Source organism: Streptomyces cinerochromogenes, assembly GCF_014648635.1.
GTDB lineage: Bacteria > Actinomycetota > Actinomycetes > Streptomycetales > Streptomycetaceae > Streptomyces > Streptomyces cinerochromogenes.
This window is the reverse complement of the sequence record NZ_BMRM01000006.1, coordinates 358,213-376,125: the sequence shown is the minus strand read 5'-3', so window position 1 is coordinate 376,125 and position 17,913 is coordinate 358,213. Positions and strand designations below refer to the sequence as shown.

Annotated in this window: 19 protein-coding genes and 1 riboswitch; of the genes, 12 read left to right on the top strand and 7 right to left on the bottom strand. The window is 70.9% G+C overall.

Annotation, left to right across the window (positions count from 1 at the left end):
• The 9 genes from IEZ20_RS14905 to IEZ20_RS14865 all read left to right on the top strand — a co-directional run bounded on the left by IEZ20_RS14905 (position 1) and on the right by IEZ20_RS14865 (position 7,561).
• Complete coding sequence (locus IEZ20_RS14905) at positions 1 to 483, top strand: succinate dehydrogenase hydrophobic membrane anchor subunit (RefSeq protein WP_189298403.1); 483 nt, start codon at positions 1 to 3, stop codon at positions 481 to 483.
• 19 nt (positions 484 to 502) lie between these two features.
• Positions 503 to 2,257, top strand: coding sequence for a succinate dehydrogenase flavoprotein subunit (sdhA, locus tag IEZ20_RS14900; protein WP_189298401.1), 1,755 nt, complete (start codon positions 503 to 505; stop codon positions 2,255 to 2,257).
• A complete protein-coding gene (locus tag IEZ20_RS14895; RefSeq protein WP_189298399.1) occupies positions 2,257 to 3,036 on the top strand; it encodes a succinate dehydrogenase iron-sulfur subunit in 780 nt (259 codons plus the stop codon). The genes sdhA and IEZ20_RS14895 overlap by 1 nt, the downstream gene beginning before the upstream one ends.
• Before the next feature lie 119 nt (positions 3,037 to 3,155).
• Positions 3,156 to 4,523: an FG-GAP and VCBS repeat-containing protein gene (locus tag IEZ20_RS14890; RefSeq protein WP_189298397.1), complete on the top strand. Its 1,368-nt coding sequence runs from the start codon at positions 3,156 to 3,158 to the stop codon at positions 4,521 to 4,523.
• A gap of 89 nt (positions 4,524 to 4,612) precedes the next feature.
• Positions 4,613 to 5,023, top strand: coding sequence for a VOC family protein (locus IEZ20_RS14885; RefSeq protein ID WP_189298395.1), 411 nt, complete (start codon positions 4,613 to 4,615; stop codon positions 5,021 to 5,023).
• Positions 5,024 to 5,104: 81 nt separating this feature from the next.
• Positions 5,105 to 5,512 carry a hypothetical protein gene (locus tag IEZ20_RS14880; protein ID WP_189298393.1) on the top strand — a complete coding sequence of 136 codons (408 nt, stop codon included), beginning with the start codon at positions 5,105 to 5,107 and terminating at the stop codon, positions 5,510 to 5,512.
• A gap of 5 nt (positions 5,513 to 5,517) precedes the next feature.
• The gene (locus tag IEZ20_RS14875; RefSeq protein ID WP_189298556.1) at positions 5,518 to 6,099 is read left to right on the top strand and encodes a thiol-disulfide oxidoreductase DCC family protein; all 582 of its coding nucleotides are present in this window, start codon (positions 5,518 to 5,520) and stop codon (positions 6,097 to 6,099) included.
• Positions 6,100 to 6,110: 11 nt separating this feature from the next.
• Positions 6,111 to 6,851 (top strand): TetR/AcrR family transcriptional regulator, encoded by a 741-nt coding sequence (locus IEZ20_RS14870; protein WP_189298391.1) that lies wholly within the window; start codon positions 6,111 to 6,113, stop codon positions 6,849 to 6,851.
• 92 nt (positions 6,852 to 6,943) lie between these two features.
• The gene (locus IEZ20_RS14865; protein WP_189298389.1) at positions 6,944 to 7,561 is read left to right on the top strand and encodes a Uma2 family endonuclease; all 618 of its coding nucleotides are present in this window, start codon (positions 6,944 to 6,946) and stop codon (positions 7,559 to 7,561) included.
• Here IEZ20_RS14865 and IEZ20_RS14860 read toward each other — a convergent pair whose 3' ends face one another.
• Together IEZ20_RS14860 and IEZ20_RS14855 are read right to left on the bottom strand one after the other, a co-directional pair.
• Positions 7,562 to 9,106 carry an ABC transporter substrate-binding protein gene (locus IEZ20_RS14860; protein ID WP_229896065.1) on the bottom strand — a complete coding sequence of 515 codons (1,545 nt, stop codon included), beginning with the start codon at positions 9,104 to 9,106 and terminating at the stop codon, positions 7,562 to 7,564. It abuts the gene before it with no gap.
• A 191-nt stretch (positions 9,107 to 9,297) separates the two neighbouring features.
• On the bottom strand, positions 9,298 to 9,537 hold the full coding sequence (locus tag IEZ20_RS14855; RefSeq protein ID WP_189298385.1) for an SCO4848 family membrane protein: 240 nt from the start codon (positions 9,535 to 9,537) through the stop codon (positions 9,298 to 9,300).
• Positions 9,538 to 9,628: 91 nt separating this feature from the next.
• Between IEZ20_RS14855 and IEZ20_RS14850 the strand changes: the two genes are divergently transcribed.
• The gene (locus IEZ20_RS14850) at positions 9,629 to 10,885 is read left to right on the top strand and encodes a D-alanyl-D-alanine carboxypeptidase family protein (RefSeq protein ID WP_373303930.1); all 1,257 of its coding nucleotides are present in this window, start codon (positions 9,629 to 9,631) and stop codon (positions 10,883 to 10,885) included.
• On the opposite strand, the gene IEZ20_RS14845 is transcribed toward IEZ20_RS14850, so the two are convergent.
• Positions 10,833 to 11,741, bottom strand: a complete 909-nt coding sequence (locus tag IEZ20_RS14845) for a YihY/virulence factor BrkB family protein (RefSeq protein WP_189298381.1) — start codon at positions 11,739 to 11,741, stop codon at positions 10,833 to 10,835. The two genes, IEZ20_RS14850 and IEZ20_RS14845, sit on opposite strands and share 53 nt — an antisense overlap.
• An 85-nt stretch (positions 11,742 to 11,826) precedes the next feature.
• On the opposite strand from IEZ20_RS14845, the gene dprE2 reads away from it, so the two are divergent.
• Positions 11,827 to 12,582, top strand: a complete 756-nt coding sequence (gene dprE2 / locus IEZ20_RS14840; RefSeq protein ID WP_189298379.1) for a decaprenylphospho-beta-D-erythro-pentofuranosid-2-ulose 2-reductase — start codon at positions 11,827 to 11,829, stop codon at positions 12,580 to 12,582.
• 6 nt (positions 12,583 to 12,588) lie between these two features.
• On the opposite strand, the gene IEZ20_RS14835 is transcribed toward dprE2, so the two are convergent.
• The 3 genes from IEZ20_RS14835 to IEZ20_RS14825 all read right to left on the bottom strand — a co-directional run bounded on the left by IEZ20_RS14835 (position 12,589) and on the right by IEZ20_RS14825 (position 15,876).
• Positions 12,589 to 13,173 (bottom strand): 2'-5' RNA ligase family protein, encoded by a 585-nt coding sequence (locus tag IEZ20_RS14835; protein ID WP_189298378.1) that lies wholly within the window; start codon positions 13,171 to 13,173, stop codon positions 12,589 to 12,591.
• A 134-nt stretch (positions 13,174 to 13,307) separates the two neighbouring features.
• Positions 13,308 to 14,321, bottom strand: coding sequence for a tryptophan--tRNA ligase (gene trpS / locus IEZ20_RS14830; RefSeq protein ID WP_189298376.1), 1,014 nt, complete (start codon positions 14,319 to 14,321; stop codon positions 13,308 to 13,310).
• Between the two features lie 100 nt (positions 14,322 to 14,421).
• A complete protein-coding gene (locus IEZ20_RS14825; RefSeq protein ID WP_189298374.1) occupies positions 14,422 to 15,876 on the bottom strand; it encodes a glycine hydroxymethyltransferase in 1,455 nt (484 codons plus the stop codon).
• A gap of 34 nt (positions 15,877 to 15,910) precedes the next feature.
• Positions 15,911 to 15,999, bottom strand: a riboswitch (ZMP/ZTP riboswitch).
• Positions 16,000 to 16,102: 103 nt separating this feature from the next.
• On the opposite strand from IEZ20_RS14825, the gene rocD reads away from it, so the two are divergent.
• Complete coding sequence (gene rocD, locus IEZ20_RS14820; protein ID WP_189298372.1) at positions 16,103 to 17,311, top strand: ornithine--oxo-acid transaminase; 1,209 nt, start codon at positions 16,103 to 16,105, stop codon at positions 17,309 to 17,311.
• On the opposite strand, the gene IEZ20_RS14815 is transcribed toward rocD, so the two are convergent.
• The gene (locus IEZ20_RS14815) at positions 17,312 to 17,773 is read right to left on the bottom strand and encodes a nuclear transport factor 2 family protein (protein ID WP_189298369.1); all 462 of its coding nucleotides are present in this window, start codon (positions 17,771 to 17,773) and stop codon (positions 17,312 to 17,314) included.
• Positions 17,774 to 17,913 lie beyond the last annotated feature (140 nt).

The following is a 17,913-nucleotide window of genomic DNA, read 5'->3' as shown; positions in this document are numbered from 1 at the left end:
ATGTCCACCACTGAAACCACCGCGTCCGGTGTCGGCCCCGTCGAGGGTGCCCCCGTCTACACCGTCGACAACCCGGCCCCGCTGATCGAGGCCCCGCGCAAGCGGACCAAGAAGTCCCCGAAGTCGACCCGGGGCAACTTCGAGATGGCGGCCTGGCTGTTCATGCGCCTGTCCGGCATCGTGCTGGTCGTCCTCGTCCTCGGCCACCTGCTGATCCAGCTCGTGCTGGACGGCGGTGTCTCCAAGATCGGTTTCGCCTTCGTGGCGGGCCGCTGGGCGTCGCCGTTCTGGCAGGTCTGGGACCTGCTGATGCTGTGGCTGGCGATGCTGCACGGCGCCAACGGCTTGCGCACGGTCATCAACGACTACGCGGAGCGGCCGAACAGCCGGCTGTGGCTCAAGGGCCTGCTCTACACCGCCACGGTGTTCACCATCCTGCTGGGCACGCTGGTGATCTTCACCTTCGACCCGAACATCCGCTAGGCACGGGGCTGCGAGAATCATGAAGATCCACAAGTACGACACCGTCATCGTCGGCGCCGGCGGCGCGGGCATGCGCGCCGCCATCGAGGCGACGAAGCGCAGCCGCACCGCGGTCCTGACCAAGCTCTACCCCACCCGCTCCCACACGGGCGCCGCGCAGGGCGGCATGGCCGCCGCGCTGGCCAACGTGGAGGAGGACAACTGGGAGTGGCACACCTTCGACACGGTCAAGGGCGGTGACTACCTGGTCGACCAGGACGCCGCCGAGATCCTGGCGAAGGAGGCCATCGACGCCGTCCTCGACCTGGAGAAGATGGGCCTGCCGTTCAACCGGACGCCCGACGGGACGATCGACCAGCGCCGCTTCGGCGGTCACTCCCGCAACCACGGCGAGGCCCCGGTCCGCCGGTCCTGCTACGCCGCGGACCGCACCGGCCACATGATCCTCCAGACGCTGTACCAGAACTGCGTCAAGGAAGGCGTGGAGTTCTTCAACGAGTTCTACGTCCTGGACCAGCTGATCACCGAGGTCGACGGCGTCAAGAAGTCGGCCGGTGTCGTCGCGTACGAGCTGGCCACCGGCGAGATCCACATCTTCCAGGCGAAGGCCGTCATCTACGCCTCCGGCGGCTGCGGCAAGTTCTTCAAGGTGACGTCGAACGCCCACACCCTGACCGGTGACGGCCAGGCGGCGGTCTACCGGCGCGGGCTCCCGCTGGAGGACATGGAGTTCTTCCAGTTCCACCCGACCGGCATCTGGCGCATGGGCATCCTGCTCACCGAGGGCGCCCGCGGTGAGGGCGGCATCCTGCGCAACAAGGACGGCGAGCGCTTCATGGAGAAGTACGCTCCCGTCATGAAGGACCTGGCGTCCCGTGACGTCGTGTCCCGCTCCATCTACACGGAGATCCGTGAGGGCCGCGGCTGCGGTCCCGAGGGCGACCACGTGTACCTGGACCTCACCCACCTGCCGCCGGAGCAGCTGGACGCCAAGCTCCCGGACATCACCGAGTTCGCGCGGACCTACCTCGGCATCGAGCCGTACACGGACCCGATCCCGATCCAGCCGACCGCCCACTACGCGATGGGCGGCATCCCGACGAACGTCGAGGGCGAGGTCCTGGCGGACAACACCACCGTCGTCCCGGGTCTGTACGCGGCCGGCGAGGTCGCCTGTGTCTCCGTGCACGGCGCCAACCGCCTCGGCACCAACTCGCTGCTGGACATCAACGTCTTCGGCCGCCGCGCGGGCATCGCCGCCGCCGAGTACTCGGCGAAGGCCGACTTCGTCGAGCTGCCGGAGAACCCGGAGTCGTTCGTCGTCGAGCAGATCGAGCGGCTGCGCAACTCCACCGGCAGCGAGCGGGTGGCGACCCTGCGCCGTGAGCTGCAGGAGACCATGGACGCCAACGTCATGGTGTTCCGCACCGAGCAGACGATCAAGACGGCCGTCGAGAAGATCGCCGAGCTGCGCGAGCGCTACCAGAACGTGGCGATCCAGGACAAGGGCAAGCGGTTCAACACGGACCTGCTGGAGGCCATCGAGCTGGGCAACCTGCTCGACCTGGCCGAGGTCATGGCCGTCTCGGCGCTGGCCCGCAAGGAGTCCCGCGGCGGTCACTACCGCGAGGACTACCCGAACCGCGACGACGTCAACTTCATGCGCCACACCATGGCGTACCGCGAGGTCGGTGCCGACGGCTCGGAAACCGTCCGTCTCGACTACAAGCCGGTCGTCCAGACCCGCTACCAGCCGATGGAGCGTAAGTACTGATGGCTACCCCTGTTCTGGACAAGGCGGACGCGGCCGGCCAGCCCGAGCCCGGCTTCGCCGACTCCCCGTACATCACCGTCACCTTCCGGGTCCGCCGGTTCAACCCGGAGGTCTCGGCCGAGGCGGTCTGGGAAGACTTCCAGCTGGAGATCGACCCGAAGGAGCGTGTCCTCGACGGTCTCCACAAGATCAAGTGGGACGTCGACGGCACCCTCACCTTCCGCCGCTCGTGCGCGCACGGCATCTGCGGCTCGGACGCGATGCGGATCAACGGCAGGAACCGCCTTGCCTGCAAGACGCTGATCAAGGACATCAACCCCGAGAAGCCGATCACGATCGAGCCCATCAAGGGCCTCACGGTCCTGAAGGACCTGGTCGTGGACATGGAGCCGTTCTTCCAGGCGTACCGGGACGTCATGCCGTTCCTGGTCACCAAGGACACGAACGAGCCGACCCGTGAGCGGCTGCAGTCGGCCGAGGACCGCGAGCGCTTCGACGACACGACGAAGTGCATCCTCTGCGCGGCCTGCACCTCCTCCTGCCCGGTGTTCTGGAACGACGGCCAGTACTTCGGTCCGGCCGCGATCGTGAACGCCCACCGGTTCATCTTCGACAGCCGGGACGAGGCGGGCGAGCAGCGCCTGGAGATCCTCAACGACCGCGACGGCGTGTGGCGCTGCCGCACGACCTTCAACTGCACGGACGCCTGCCCGCGCGGTATCGAGGTCACGAAGGCGATCCAGGAGGTCAAGCGCGCGCTGATCACGCGTCGCTACTGATCGCCGTACGCCTGCGGCTCCTCGGGCCCCGTCCCCGGTCACGCACCGGGGGCGGGGCCCTCGCCGTACAACTGTCCAACCCGCTCGTGTGTCTCCTCGGTACGCGATCAAGGAGACACATGCGCACGCACAGAAAGCTCGCCGTGGCGACGGCCACGGCCCTCTCGCTCACCGGCGGACTGCTCACCCTCGCGGCCGGCCCGGCCGCCGCGGCGACCCCCGCCAAGTACGCCGACGACTTCAACGGCGACGGCTACCGGGACTACGCGTCCGGCTGGGGCGGCGAGGTCACCGTCACCTACGGCACGGCGACCGGCCCCGGCCCGAAGACGGTCCGGTTCACCCAGGACAGCCCCAACATCCCGGGCAAGGCCGGCGACGCAGGCGGCTACGCCGACACCTTCGGCGACCAGGTCGCCAACGCCGACCTCAACCGGGACGGGTACGCCGACCTCGCCGTCGCGGACCGATCCGAGAAGGTCGGTACGAAGACCGGGGCGGGCGCGGTCACCATCCTGTGGGGCGCCAAGGCGGGCCTCGGCGCGAAGGCCACGCGGATCCCGGCCAAGTCCGGCATCGGGTTCGGCACGGCCCTCGCCGCCGGCGACTTCAACGGCGACGGCAAGCCGGACCTGGCCGTCACCGACGTCACGGGCACCCTCTTCGTCTACCGGGGCGGCTTCTCCCAGACCGGTACGACGGGCAGCGTCAGCAAACTGGAGGTCAGCCCCAGCGGCGCCCACGTGCTGGAGCCGAGCGTGATCGTCGCCGGCAGGGTCACCAAGGACAAGGCCACCGACCTGTACGTGGTCGGCCAGGGCTACGAGCACGACAAGATGGTCCAGGCCGCGTGGTTCGTGCAGGGCGGCTCCACCATCAAGCGGGGCAAGTACACGACGTACAACGCCTCGCAGGTGGACTTCGGCGCGACCGGTGTGATCGCCGACTTCGACAAGAACGGCTACGGCGACCTCGCCGTCAGCGACAAGCCGTACAACAAGGGCGCGGGCTCCGTGGTGGTGCTGCGCGGCGGCGCGAGCGGGCCGACCACCTCCTACCGGCTGACCCAGTCCACCTCCGGGGTGGCGACGGCGGCGACGAAGAACGACCGGTTCGGGTGGGGGCTCTCCGCCGGCGACACCAACCGCGACGGCTACCCGGACCTCGCGGTCGGCGTGCCGGAGGAGGAGTCCGGCTCGGTCCGGGACGCGGGCGGCGTGCACGTCCTGCGGGGCGGCAGGAGCGGCCTGACCGGCACCGGCTCCCAGTGGTTCACCCGGGCCACGGCGGGTGTGCCGGGCAGCCCGGCCGATTCCGAGATGCTCGGGCTCTTCGTCCGCCTGCGCGACTTCGACCGGGACGGCGACGCGGACCTGCTGGTCTCGGGCGACCTCTACCGTCCGGGCGTGCTGCTGCGCGCGACCGCCCAGGGCATCACGACGAGCGGCGCCTCGGAGTCCGAGCTGGACCCGGCCTTCCCGCAGTGAGCCGCTGAAGGGTCCCCCGAGGAGCCCCACCGGAGTCCGCTCCGGTGGGGCTCCTCGCTTCCGCGGAGAAGGACTCCTAATGTGACGACATGTCAGACGAAGAGTCGTACGAACTGCTCGGTTTCGACAACGTGCTGCTCCCCGTCGGCGACCTCGGCGAGGCGGTCGCCTTCTACGAGCGGGCCGGGTTCGCCGTGGGCTTCCGGTTCGACGAGGCCGGGATCGCCCTGCTGAGGGTCGGCACGGAGACGCCGGGCATCCTGCTGCGGGCCGAGGAGGAGCTGCGGCACCGGACGCCGCCCTGGCCCTCGCCGCGGATCTGGCTGGAGGTGCCGGACGCCCGGGCGGCGGCACGGGAGCTGGCCGCCGCGGGGATCGAGCCCCTGGACGAGATCTTCCAGGCGGCCACCGGCTGGACCGTGGAGATCGCCGACCCCTGGGGCAACATCCTCGGTTTCACGGACTACACCAAGCGCCCGGCACTGGGCCGCAGAGCCTGACCCCCTTCGGTTGAACGCGTTCAAAAACAGGGATACAGTCGTCCTGTCAGCGTTTTGAACGCGTTCAAGAAGGGGTGGGGCATGGACCGCACCGTCATCGCCTACGTCATCTACCTGGTCGTCAGCGTCGCACTGACCGTCTGGGTGGCCCGCACGCTCAGCCGCAACGGCCGGATCTTCCTGGCCGACGTCCTGCGCGGCAACGAGAAGCTCGCGGACGCGGTGAACCACCTCCTGGTGGTCGGCTTCTACCTGGTCAACCTGGGCTTCGTGGCGCTGTACCTCCGGGACGACGCGACGATCGAGGACACCCGCGGGATCTTCGAGGCCCTGTCGACCAAGCTGGGCGTGGTGCTGCTGGTGCTCGGCGTGATGCACCTGGGCAACGTGTACGTGCTCAACCGGATCCGCCGGCGCGGGGCCATGGAGCGGGAGCAGCTGCCCCCGGTCCGCCCGCAGGAGTGGATCGCCCCGACGGCCGGGGCGTGACGGCCGTGACCGGCACGACCACCGCGGCCACCGCGGCCGGCCGGGGCGCCTCGGGCGTCCCGGTCCGGGGACTGACCGTCCTGTACGACGCCGGGTGCGTCCTGTGCAGGCACCTGAGCGACTGGCTGGCCCGGCAGGCCCAGCTGGTGCCGCTGGAGCTGCTGCCGGCCGGCTCGGCCGAGGCCCGGACCCGCTTCCCGGGGCTCGACCACGCGGCCACCCTCGACGAGGTCACCGTCGTCGGCGACTCCGGGCAGGTCTACCGGGGCTCGCGCGCCTGGATCGTCGTCCTGTGGGCGCTGCGCGAGCACCGCGGACTCGCCCACCGGCTCGCCACCCCGGCGGGCGCCAGGCTGGCCCGGGGAGCGGTGCTCGCCGCGGCGAAGTGGCGGGACGCGCAGCGGCGGGGCGGGCAGGCGCGGTACGGGCAGGGGTGGGGCGGGCCGTGGGGAGCCGGGCAGTGGGGAGGACAGGCGTACCGGCGGGCCGACGGCTGGTCCTACCACCCCCGCACGGGCTGGACCCACTCCCCCACGGCGTCCTGCTCCACACCGTCCTGCTCCGGGGCCGCTCCCGCCAGTCGTTAGGCTCTTCTACCGTGCCCGCGAAGAACGACGGCCCCGAGGCGGCCGGCCCCCAGAGCAGCAAGTCCGAGCAGACCCGTGCGCTGATCCTGGAGACCGCCATGCGGTTGTTCCAGGAGCGCGGGTACGACAAGACGACCATGCGGGCCATCGCCAAGGAGGCGGGGGTCTCCGTCGGCAACGCCTACTACTACTTCGAGGGCAAGGAACACCTGATCCAGGGCTTCTACGACCGGATCGCCGCCGAGCACCAGGCGGCGGTCCGGGAGGTCCTGGAGCGGGAGACGGACCTGGAGGCACGGCTCGCCGGCGTCCTGACCGCCTGGCTGGACATCGCCCGGCCGTACCACGAGTTCGCCGTCCAGTTCTTCAAGAACGCCGCCGACCCCGACAGCCCGCTCAGCCCCTTCTCGCCCGAGAGCGAGCACGCCCGCGAGCAGGCCATCAGCGTCCACCGCGAGGTACTGGCCGGCTCCAGGTCCAAGGTGGCCCCCGAGCTGCGGGAGGTCCTCCCCGAGCTGATGTGGCTCTCCCAGATGGGCCTGGTCCTGTACTGGATCTTCGACCGCACGGAGGGGCGCGAGCGCAGCTACCGGCTGGCCCGGCGGGGCGCCCGGCTGACCGCCCGGGGCGTCTCCCTGGCCCGGTTCCGGGTGCTGCGGCCGCTGGTGCTGGAGGTGCACGAGCTGTTCACGGACTTCCTGCCGGGCATGACGCGGGTGCTGCCTGATCCGGGGCGCAAACGGCAGGAGTGATCACTTTCGGGTGAAGGCGCGGGAACGGGACACCTGGGGTTCCGGCTGCCTACGATGATGCTCTCTCGACACCAGCCCCTAGGAGGCACGCGATGTCCGCTGCATCCGTCGAGCAGCCCTTCGACGCCGACGAGCCGTTCTCCCTGACGGCCATCGCCGACGAGATCATGGAGCGCCATCCGGGCTACCGCGTCGAGATCATCGGAGGCCACCTCCTCGTGACCCCTTCACCGGATGCCCCCCACGCCCGCGTTCTGACCGATCTCATGATTCCCTTCCTCGCCGCCGGACTGCACGGTGCGGAGACCGAGGTCCTCCAGAGCGTCGCGATCAAGCTCCCTACCGGGGCCGAGGACTACTGCATCCCCGACCTGGTCGTCGTAGACGCTGACATCGACGACCACTTCATCGAGAACAACGCCTACGACCCGGTCTGCTTCCGCCTCGTCCTGGAGGTCACCTCCGGCAACTGGCGGGACGACCTGAAGACCAAGGTCGGGGCGTACGCCGAGGCGAAGGTGCCCGTCTACCTCGTGGTCGACCGCAAGCACCAGCGTCTCCACATGCTCACCGAACCCGAAGGGAGCGAGTACACGAACCACCGTGTCCACGCTCCCGGGGAGACCGTCACGCTGCCCGACTCCATCGGCGCCGAGGTCACCCTGGACGTCGAGCAGATCATCAAGGCCGGGCAGAAGAAGGCCGACTGATCAGATCCAGTCCAGCCGCCACAACCGGAACACCCCCGTGCCGTCCGTCAGGTACTGGCCGCCGCCCACGTCCTCCGTGCTCACCACGTACTCCTTGCGCTGCCACAGCGGGATCAGCGGGACGTCCTCGGTCACGGCCGCCTGGATGTCCTTGAAGTCCTTCGCGGCCCGGCCGCGGTCGGCGAACTGCTGGCTGTCCAGGACGAGATGGTCGACCAGCTTGTTGCTGTACCCGGTGTTCATGGTGGAGCCGGTGCCGACGAGCGCGGCGCCGAAGGTGTCCGGGTCGGGATAGTCGGCCACCCAGCCGACCGCCCACGCGTCCATCGTCCCGGCGGACCAGCGCTTCTGGAAGTCGGTCCACTCGTATCCCCTGACGTCCACCTCGAACAGACCGCCCGCCTCCAGCTGCCGCTTCAGCTCGGCGGCCTCCTCGGCGCCCTCGCCCCGGCCGGCGCCGTACCCCAGGGTGAAACGCACCGGCAGGCTCACCCCGGCCTCGGTGAGCAGTTCCCGGGCCTTGCGCGTGCTGCGGGTGGGGTAGTCGTCGAAGAACGACGTGGTGTGGCCGGTGATACCGGTCGGGATCAGCGAGTAGAGCGGGTCGACCGTGCCCTCGTAGACCGTCGCGGCCAGCCGCTCGCGGTCGACCAGCCAGGCCATCGCCCGGCGCACCCGGGGGTCGTGCAACGGGGAGCGGGAGCGGGTGTTGAGGTAGAGGTTGCGGGTCTCGGCGCTGTCGGACTCGGTGACCCGCTGCCCGGGGTCGCTCGGGTTCAGCCCGGCGAGCACGTGCGGCGGCAGGGTCCGGGTGGCGACGTCGATCCGGTGGGCCCGCCAGGCCTGGTCGAGCTTGGCGGAGTCGGCGTAGTAGCGCAGCTCGACCGGGCGGCCGGTGCCGCTCAGGGAGCCCGTGTAGTGCTTGTTGGGGGCCAGCTCGGCCTTCCGGTCCTTCGTGTACGCCGTCAGCGTGTACGGCCCGGTGCCGTCGACGGCACCGTCCGTGCGCAGGGCGTCGGCCGGGTACTTCTCCCTGTCCACGATGGAACCGGCGCCGGTGGCGGCCTTCAGCGGGAAGGTGGCGTCCGAGGAGGAGAGGTGGAAGGTGACGGTGTGCGCGTCGTCGGCGGTCACCGAGGCGAGCGTGCCGAACAGGGACGCCGGGCCGACCTTGGAGTTGATCGCCCTGACCCGCTCGAAGGAGTACTTCACGTCCTCGGCGGTCATGGCGCGCCCGCTCGGGAAGGTGATCCCCGAGCGCAGGGTGCACCGGTACGTCTTCAGCCCGGTGCCCTCGAAGGCGCAGCTCTGCGCCGCGTCCGGGACCGGTTCGACCCCGCCGGGCTCGAAGGTCAGCAGCGACTGGAACACATTGCTGAACAGCGCCCAGGATCCGGCGTCGTAGGCACCGGCCGGGTCGAGTGCGGTGACCGCGTCCGTCGTGCCGACGGTGATGGTCCGGTTCTTGTTCCCCTGCGACGGCAGCAGCTGCCAGCCGCCGATCCCCACGACGGCGAGCACGAGCAGTGCCACGAGAACCCGCATGCGAACAGATCGCATGGTGACGCCCTCCCCAGTCACTTCCCCTTGAGTGACGCGGCTCACCTAACCACACGGGTTTCCTGGTGCGGAAGGGCTTTCTTCCCCGTTGTGGAAGAACGGTGGGTACGGTCCCGGTCACGCGCGGGTGACGGACGGTTCGATCACCGTCACGTCCCGCCCGGACCGGTCCCCCGCTATGACTTCCGGCGCAGTGCGCGCAGCCCGCGCAACCCGATGACCCCGATGACCGTCCCCAATACGAAGGAAACGACGGCCAGCAGCAGGTGCACCCAGAAGTAGGCGGTCGGGTGACCGTCGTCGAAGGCGAGCCCGCTGCTGTCCTTGGCCAGGTTCTTGATGAAAGTGATCCAGATGATCCAGCTCCACACCCCGAAGGCGAGCAGGAACCAGGAGATGGGGCGGCTGAGCTTCATGCGTCCAGTATCGCCGTCCGGGGTCCGGGCCCGTGTCGGGGGTGGGGCCGGAAACGGGACTTCGCGGTCCGGCGCGGGTACGTTCTCGACCGTGCCCGCACCGAAGACGACCGGCCGGCGAGCCCTGCTGGTCACCTCCGCCGCCCTGCTGTCCCTGTCCGTCACCGCGCCCGCCGCGCTCGCCGCGCCGCCCCCCTCGGCCGGCCCGACCGCCCCGGCCGGCCCGACGGCCACGCCCCCGGCCCGGATGTCCACCGTGGGCGGCGCCCGGCTCGGGATGCCGGGCACGCAGGTCGACCTGGCGCCCGGTGTCCCCGTGCTGCCGAAGGACCTCACCGCCCGCTCCTGGATCGTCTCCGACGCCGAGTCGGGCGAGGTCCTCGCGGCGCACAACGCGCACTGGCCGCTGCCTCCGGCGAGCACACTGAAGATGCTGTTCGCGGACACCGTGCTGCCCCGCTTCCCGAAGGACACCCGGCACAAGGTGGTGTCCTCGGACCTCAAGGGCGTGGGCGCCGGCTCCAGCCTGGTCGGGATAAAGGAGGGCAGCACCTACTCCGTCCACGACCTGTGGCTCGGGGTGTTCCTGCGCTCGGGCAACGACGCGGTGCACGTGCTGTCCGCGATGAACGGCGGTGTCCAGCAGACCGTCCGGGACATGCAGGACCACGCCGAGGAACTCCAGGCGGGGGACACGCAGGTGGTCTCGCCGGACGGCTACGACGCACCGGGCCAGGTGTCGTCGGCGTACGACCTGACGCTGTTCGCCCGTTCCGGTCTGCAGAAGAAGGACTTCCGGGACTACTGCTCGACCGTCAGCGCGAGGTTCGGCTCCGGCGAGATCAGGAACACCAACCGGCTGCTGAGCGGCGACAGCGACGTCCCCGTCTACCAGGGCATCGCGGGCGTGAAGAACGGCAACACCACGAACGCGGGCGCCACTTTCACCGGGGTCGCCGAGCGGGGCGGCAGGGTGCTGCTGGTCACGGTGATGAACCCGCAGAAGCACGAGCACAACGAGGTCTACAAGGAGACCGCGAAGCTGTTCGACTGGGGTTTCCAGGCGGCCGGCAAGGTCAGCCCGGTGGGTGAGCTGGTGCCGCCGAAGAGCGCCGCGCCGGGCACCGCGCAGCCCGGCGCCTCCGCCTCGGCGCACGCCGGGCAGACGGAGGGCGGCGGGTCGGGCGGGAAGGCGGCGGCGAGCGCCTCCGCCGGGTCCGGCGCCGGCGGCGCCGGGATCGCCCTGGCCGTCGCGGGCGGGCTGCTGGTGCTGCTCGGCGGCGGGGCCTTCCTGGTCAACCGCCGGTGGCCGCTGCCGGATCTGATGCGCCGTCGGACGCGCCCCTGATCTCCTCCTCCTTGCTGCCCGTCGCCGTCCAGGAGGCGCAGAACAGGACCAGTTTGCAGGTGAAGTTGATCCACAGCAGCAGCGCCACGGGCACCCCGAACGCGCCGTACATGCTCTTCGCGGCGACTCCCTGGACGTAGCCGCTGAGCAGCAGTTTCAGCAGTTCGAAACCGACCGCGCCGAGCAGGGCGGCGACCAGCAGGCGGCGGCGCGACGGCTCGACCCCGGGCAGCAGGGTCAGGGCGTAGAGCAGGACCAGGAAGTCGGCGAGGACCGCGACGGCGAACGCGGCGACCGTCAGCAGCGCGCTGCCCCAGCCGTGCTCCTCGAGGCCGATCCGCCCGGACAGCCAGCCGACGGCGGCGGAGGCGAGGGCGGACGCGGCGAGGGTGACCAGCAGGGCACCGCCGAGGCCGAGCAGGATGCCGGCGTCCTTGGCCTTGGCGAGGAGCGGGTTCTCCTCGCGGTCGGGCAGCTCCCACACCGCGCGCAGGCAGTCCCGGACCTGGCCGACCCAGCCGATGCCGGTGAACAGCAGCACGGCGCCCGCGATGATCCCGACGGTGCCCGCGTTCTGCACCAGGGAGGTGAGGTCCAGCTGGTCGCCCAGGCCCGGGAACTGGTCGGCGATCCGCTGCTCCACGGTCTTCTGGCTGGCCGGGCTGAGCGTGGCGGCGGTGATCGCGGCGGCCACGGTCAGCAGCGGGAACAGCGCGACGAAGCTGACGAACGTCATGGCGGCGGCCAGCCGGGTCCACTTCACCCGGTCCAGCCGCTCGTAGGACCGCCACGCGTGGGTGGCGGTCAGCCGGGTGACGATCGGCCCGATGCCGGGCAGCTTCTTCAGCCAGTCCATGGTCCGTCTCTGCCCGCTGTGCGGGAACGCCAACACCGCGTTTCTTCGCCCAAACGGTCATATGAGGGCGATACGGTCAACTGTCATGAAGGATGCCACCGAACTGCCCCAGTCCCTGCTCGTCCTCGGCGGCACGTCCGAGATCGCGCTGGCCACCGCGCGCCGCCTGATCGCCCGCCGCACCCGCACGGTGTGGCTGGCGGGCCGCCCCTCCCTCGCGCTGGAGAACGCCGCCGGGAGCCTGCGGGCGCTCGGCGCGGACGTCCACACCGTCGCCTTCGACGCGCTCGATCCCGCGTCCCACGAGACCGCCCTCGGCAAGGTGTTCGCCGAGGGTCCCGTCGACATGGTGCTGCTCGCCTTCGGCATCCCCGGCGACCAGGCGCACGACGAGCGCGACCCGGTCCGCGCGGTCCAGGTCGCCCAGACCAACTACACGGGGGCCGTCTCGGCGGGCCTGGTCGCCGGCCGCGCCCTCCAGGCCCAGGGCCACGGCTCCCTCGTCGTCCTGTCCGCCGCGGCCGCCGAGCGCGCCCGCCGCGCCGACTTCATCTACGGCTCCAGCAAGGCCGGCCTCGACGCCTTCGCGCAGGGCCTCGGCGACGCGCTGCACGGCACCGGCGTGCACGTCATGGTCGTACGCCCCGGCTTCGTCGGGACGCGGAGGACGGCCGGCCGCCCGCGCACCCCGCTTACGACGACGCCGGAGGCGGTCGCCACGGCCATCGAACTGGGGGTGCGCCGGTGCTCGGAGACGGTGTGGGTGCCGGGGGCGCTGCGCCTGGTGATGTGGGTGCTGCGACACGCGCCCCGGGCGGTGTACCGGAGGCTGGCGGCCTGAGGGGCCCTAACGGCGGGCGATGGTGCCCCGTTCGGCCTTCGCGTGGCCCGGCTGGGGCGGTACGACGGATCCGCCGAACGTGTACTCGCGCAGCTTGCGCCACACCCCGTCGGCGCCCTGCTCGTACAGCGCGAAACCGGTGCACGGCCACTCGGCCTCGAAGCCGGCCAGCTCCTCGAAGGCGCGGTCCATCGCCGCGTCCTCGATGCCGTGGGCGACGGTGACATGCGGGTGGTACGGGAACTGCAGCTCGCGCGCCACAGGCCCGGAGGTGTCCCGGATCCGCTGCTGGAGCCAGGCGCAGGCCTCGGCGCCCTCGGCGACCCGCACGTAGACCACCGGCGACAGGGGCCGGAAGGTGCCGGTGCCGGACAGCCGCATCGGGAACGGGCGGCCCGCCGCGGCGACCTCGCCGAGGTGGGCGTCGACGGCCGGCAGGTCGGCCTCGTCCACCTCGGTCGGCGGCAGCAGCGTGACGTGTGTGGGGATGCCGTGAGCCGCGGCGTCGCCGAAGCCCGCGCGCCGCTCCTGGAGCAGGCTGCCGTGAGGCTCCGGGACCGCGATCGACACGCCGATCGTTACGGTCCCCACGTCGTCTCCTGTCGTCGTGTCTGTTTTCTGCTCAGCCGTCGGCTATGACTGTACGGCCATGACTGTCCTGTGGGCAGGCGCAGCGGAAGTGATGTGCAGCGCTCCGCCCGCGCGGACCCGTGCGGTCGTACGCCTCAGTGCTTGGCCGGGAGGAAGCCCACGCGGTCGTACGCCTGCGCGAGGGTCTCGGCGGCGACGGCGCGCGCCTTCTCCGCGCCCTTGGCGAGGATCGCGTCGAGGGTCTCGGAGTCGTCCAGGTACTGCTGGGTGCGCTCCCGGAACGGCGTCACGAACTCGACCATGACCTCGGCGAGGTCGGTCTTGAGCGCGCCGTACATCTTGCCCTCGTACTCCTGCTCCAGCTCGGCGATCGACGTGCCGGTGAGGGTGGAGTAGATGGTGAGGAGGTTGGAGACGCCCGGCTTGTTCTCGGCGTCGTAGCGGATCACCGTGTCCGTGTCGGTGACCGCGCTCTTGACCTTCTTCGCCGTGGTCTTCGGCTCGTCGAGCAGGTTGATGAGGCCCTTCGGCGTGGACGCCGACTTGCTCATCTTGACCGTCGGGTCCTGGAGGTCGTAGATCTTCGCCGTCTCCTTGAGGATGTACGGCTTCGGGATCGTGAAGGTGTCGCCGAAGCGGCCGTTGAAGCGCTCGGCGAGGTCGCGGGTCAGCTCGATGTGCTGGCGCTGGTCCTCGCCGACGGGCACCTCGTTCGCCTGGTACAGCAGGATGTCCGCGACCTGGAGGACCGGGTACGTGAACAGGCCGACGGAGGCCCGGTCGGCGCCCTGCTTGGCGGACTTGTCCTTGAACTGGGTCATGCGGCTGGCCTCGCCGAAGCCGGTGAGGCAGTTCATGATCCAGGCCAGCTGGGCGTGCTCGGGGACGTGGCTCTGCACGAAGAGGGTGCAGCGGTCCGGGTCCAGGCCGGCGGCCAGCAGCTGTGCGGCGGCGAGGCGGGTGTTGGCCCGCAGTTCCTTCGGGTCCTGCGGGACCGTGATCGCGTGCAGGTCGACGACCATGTAGAAGGCGTCGTGGGACTCCTGCAGGGCCACCCACTGGCGGACGGCGCCGAGGTAGTTGCCGAGGTGGAACGAGCCAGCCGTTGGCTGAATACCGGAGAGCACGCGAGGTCGGTCTGAAGCCATACCCCTCATTGTCGCAGAGAGACGGGGTGGGTTCGGTGCGTGGGGAACTGCGGGCCGGCGGGGGCCGGTCGCGCAGTTCCCCGCGCTCCTTCCGGGGGCCTCAGCCCAGGTCGACCTGCGGGTACAGGGGGAAGCCCGCCACCAGGTCCGTCGCCCGCTGGGAGATCTCCTCGGCGACCTTCCCGTCCAGGACGTGGGCCGCCTTGGACGGGGCGCCCGACTTGGTGGTGCCCGGCTCGGTGGTGGTCAGGACGCGGTCGATCAGGGCGGCCACCTCGTCCATCTCCGCCGTGCCGAGGCCGCGGGTGGTGAGGGCCGGGGTGCCGACGCGGATGCCGGAGGTGTACCAGGCGCCGTTCGGGTCGGCCGGGATGGCGTTGCGGTTGGTGACGATGCCCGACTCCAGCAGGGCCGCCTCGGCCTGGCGGCCGGTGAGGCCGTAGGAGGTGGCGACGTCGATCAGGCTGAGGTGGTTGTCGGTGCCGCCGGTGACGAGGGTGGCGCCGCGGCGCATCAGGCCCTCGGCGAGGGCGCGGGAGTTGTCCACGATGCGCTGCGCGTAGTCACGGAAGGAGGGCCGGCGGGCCTCGGCGAGGGCGACGGCCTTGGCCGCCATGACGTGCGGGAGCGGGCCGCCGAGGACCATCGGGCAGCCGCGGTCGACCTGGTCCTTCAGGGAGTCGTCGCACAGGACCATGCCGCCGCGCGGGCCGCGCAGGGACTTGTGGGTGGTCGTGGTGACGATCTGGGCGTGCGGGACCGGGTCGAAGTCGCCGGTGAGGACCTTGCCCGCGACGAGGCCGGCGAAGTGCGCCATGTCGACCATGAGGGTGGCGCCGACCTCGTCGGCGATCTCGCGCATGATCCGGAAGTTCACCAGACGGGGGTACGCGGAGTAGCCGGCGACGATGATCAGCGGCTTGAACTCGCGGGCCTGGGCGCGCAGGGCCTCGTAGTCGACCAGGCCCGTGGCGGGGGCGGTGCCGTAGGAGCGCTGGTCGAACATCTTGCCGGAGATGTTGGGGCGGAAGCCGTGGGTGAGGTGGCCGCCGGCGTCCAGGGACATGCCGAGCATGCGCTGGTTGCCGAAGGCCTGGCGCAGCTCGGCCCAGTCGGCGTCGGACAGATCGTTGATCTGGCGGGCGCCGGCCTTCTCCAGGAAGGGGGCCTCGACGCGGTCGGCGAGGACCGCCCAGAAGGCGACGAGGTTGGCGTCGATGCCGGAGTGCGGCTGGACGTAGGCGTGGCGGGCGCCGAAGAGTTCCCGGGCGTGCTCGGCGGCGAGGGCCTCGACGGTGTCGACGTTGCGGCAGCCGGCGTAGAAGCGGCGGCCGATGGTGCCCTCGGCGTACTTGTCGCTGAACCAGTTGCCCATCGCGAGCAGCGTGGCCGGGGAGGCGTAGTTCTCGGACGCGATCAGCTTGAGCATCTCGCGCTGGTCGGCGACCTCCTGGCCGATGGCGTCGGCGACACGGGGCTCGACGGCGCGGATGACGTCGAGGGCGGCCCGGAAGGCCGTGGACTCGGTGGAGAGGGGGGCGGAATTCTCGGGCATCGGGGGACCTCCGGACGGTGTGCGTACAGCGTTCACGTTCGGCCCAGGCGCACGGCACTCTTCCCGCTCGGGCCGCTCCCTGATGGTCCGTCCCATCCCAGCGCGCCAGTCACGGCCCGCACGTCAGATTACCGGGCGCGCCGGACGGCGCAGGTCCCGCGTCCACCATGCGAGCGAGGATATGAAGGGGTTCACCGTCGTTTTCCGGTCGTACTCGGGAGTGGCCGTGACCGCTGCAGAAGACCTCATCGCCGCCGCCGACGCGCACTGCGCGCCGACCTACCACCCGCTTCCGGTGGTGATCGCCACGGGTGAGGGGGCGTGGCTGACGGATGTGGCGGGGCGGCGGTATCTGGACATGCTGGCCGGCTACTCGGCGCTGAACTTCGGGCACGGCAACCGGCGGCTGGCCGAGGCGGCCCGGCGGCAGCTGGAGCGGGTGACGCTGACCTCCCGCGCCTTCTACCACGACCGGTTCGCGGCCTTCTGCACGGAGCTGGCCGAGCTGTGCGGGATGGAGATGGTGCTGCCCGTGAACACGGGCACGGAGGCGGTGGAGAGCGCGGTGAAGACCGCCCGGAAGTGGGGGTACCGGGTGAAGGGGGTGCCCGCGGAGATGGCGAAGATCGTCGTGGCGGCCGGCAACTTCCACGGCCGTACGACGACGGTGATCAGTTTCTCGACGGATCCGGAGGCGCGGGCGGACTTCGGTCCGTACACCCCGGGGTTCGAGATCGTGCCGTACGGCGACCTGACGGCGATGCGGTCGGCGCTGACGGAGAACACGGTGGCGGTGCTGCTGGAGCCCATCCAGGGCGAGTCCGGGGTGATCGTGCCGCCGGCCGGTTATCTGGCCGGGGTGCGCGAGCTGACCCGCGAGCGGAACGTCCTCTTCGTGGCCGACGAGATCCAGTCCGGGCTGGGCCGGACCGGCCGGACCTTCGCGTGCGAGCACGAGGGGGTCGTCCCGGACGTGTACGTGCTGGGCAAGGCGCTGGGCGGCGGGATCGTGCCGGTGTCGGCGGTGGTGTCGAGCGCGGCGGTGCTCGGGGTGTTCCGGCCGGGTGAGCACGGGTCGACGTTCGGCGGGAACCCGCTGGCCTGCGCGGTGGCGCTGGAGGTGATCGCGATGCTGCGGACCGGGGAGTACCAGGAGCGGGCGGCGCGGCTGGGCGAGCGGTTGCACGGGGTGCTGGGGGAGCTGCCGGGTACGGGCCGGGTGACGGCGGTGCGGGGGCGCGGGCTGTGGGCCGGGGTGGACGTCGCGCGGGCGGTCGGCACCGGGCGCGAGGTGTCCGAGCGGCTGCTGGCCCGCGGGGTCCTGGTCAAGGACACCCACGGGCCGACCATCCGGATCTCGCCGCCGCTGGTGATCGGGGAGGAGGACCTGGACTGGGGGCTGGAGCAGCTGCGGGAGGTGCTGTCCGGGGCCTGATCAGCGCAGCGGGAGGTCGGTGCCGTGCTCGTCGGCGGGCCGGGGCCCGAAGATGCGCCGGTCGGCCTCGTCGATGGCGACGTCGTCGATGCTCGCCTCGCGGCGGCGCATCAGACCGTGCTCGTCGAACTCCCACAGTTCGTTGCCGTAGGAGCGCCACCACTGGCCGTCGGCGTCACGGCACTCGTACTGGAAGCGGACGGCGATGCGGTCGCCGTGGAAGCTCCAGAGGTTCTTGCGCAGCGCGTAGTCCCGTTCGCGCTGCCACTTCTCGGTGAGGAAGGCGACGATCTCGTCCCGGCCGGTGAGGAAGCGGTCCCGGTTGCGCCAGACGGAGTCCGGGGTGTAGGCGAGGGCCACCCGGCGGGGGTCGCGGGTGTTCCAGGCGTCCTCGGCGGCCTGCACCTTCCGGCGGGCGGTCTCCAGGGTGAAGGGCGGGCAGGGCGGGCGGTCTTCGGGCACGGGGGCCTCCTTGGGCCGAAAGCGGGCGCGGGCCGGGAGCGGGCGTGATCGAGCACGGGGGTGGATCCAGCACGGGGGCGGATCCAGCACGGGGGTGGATCGAGAACGAGCGTTCTCCATCGATGCGTCTAAAGTAGAGA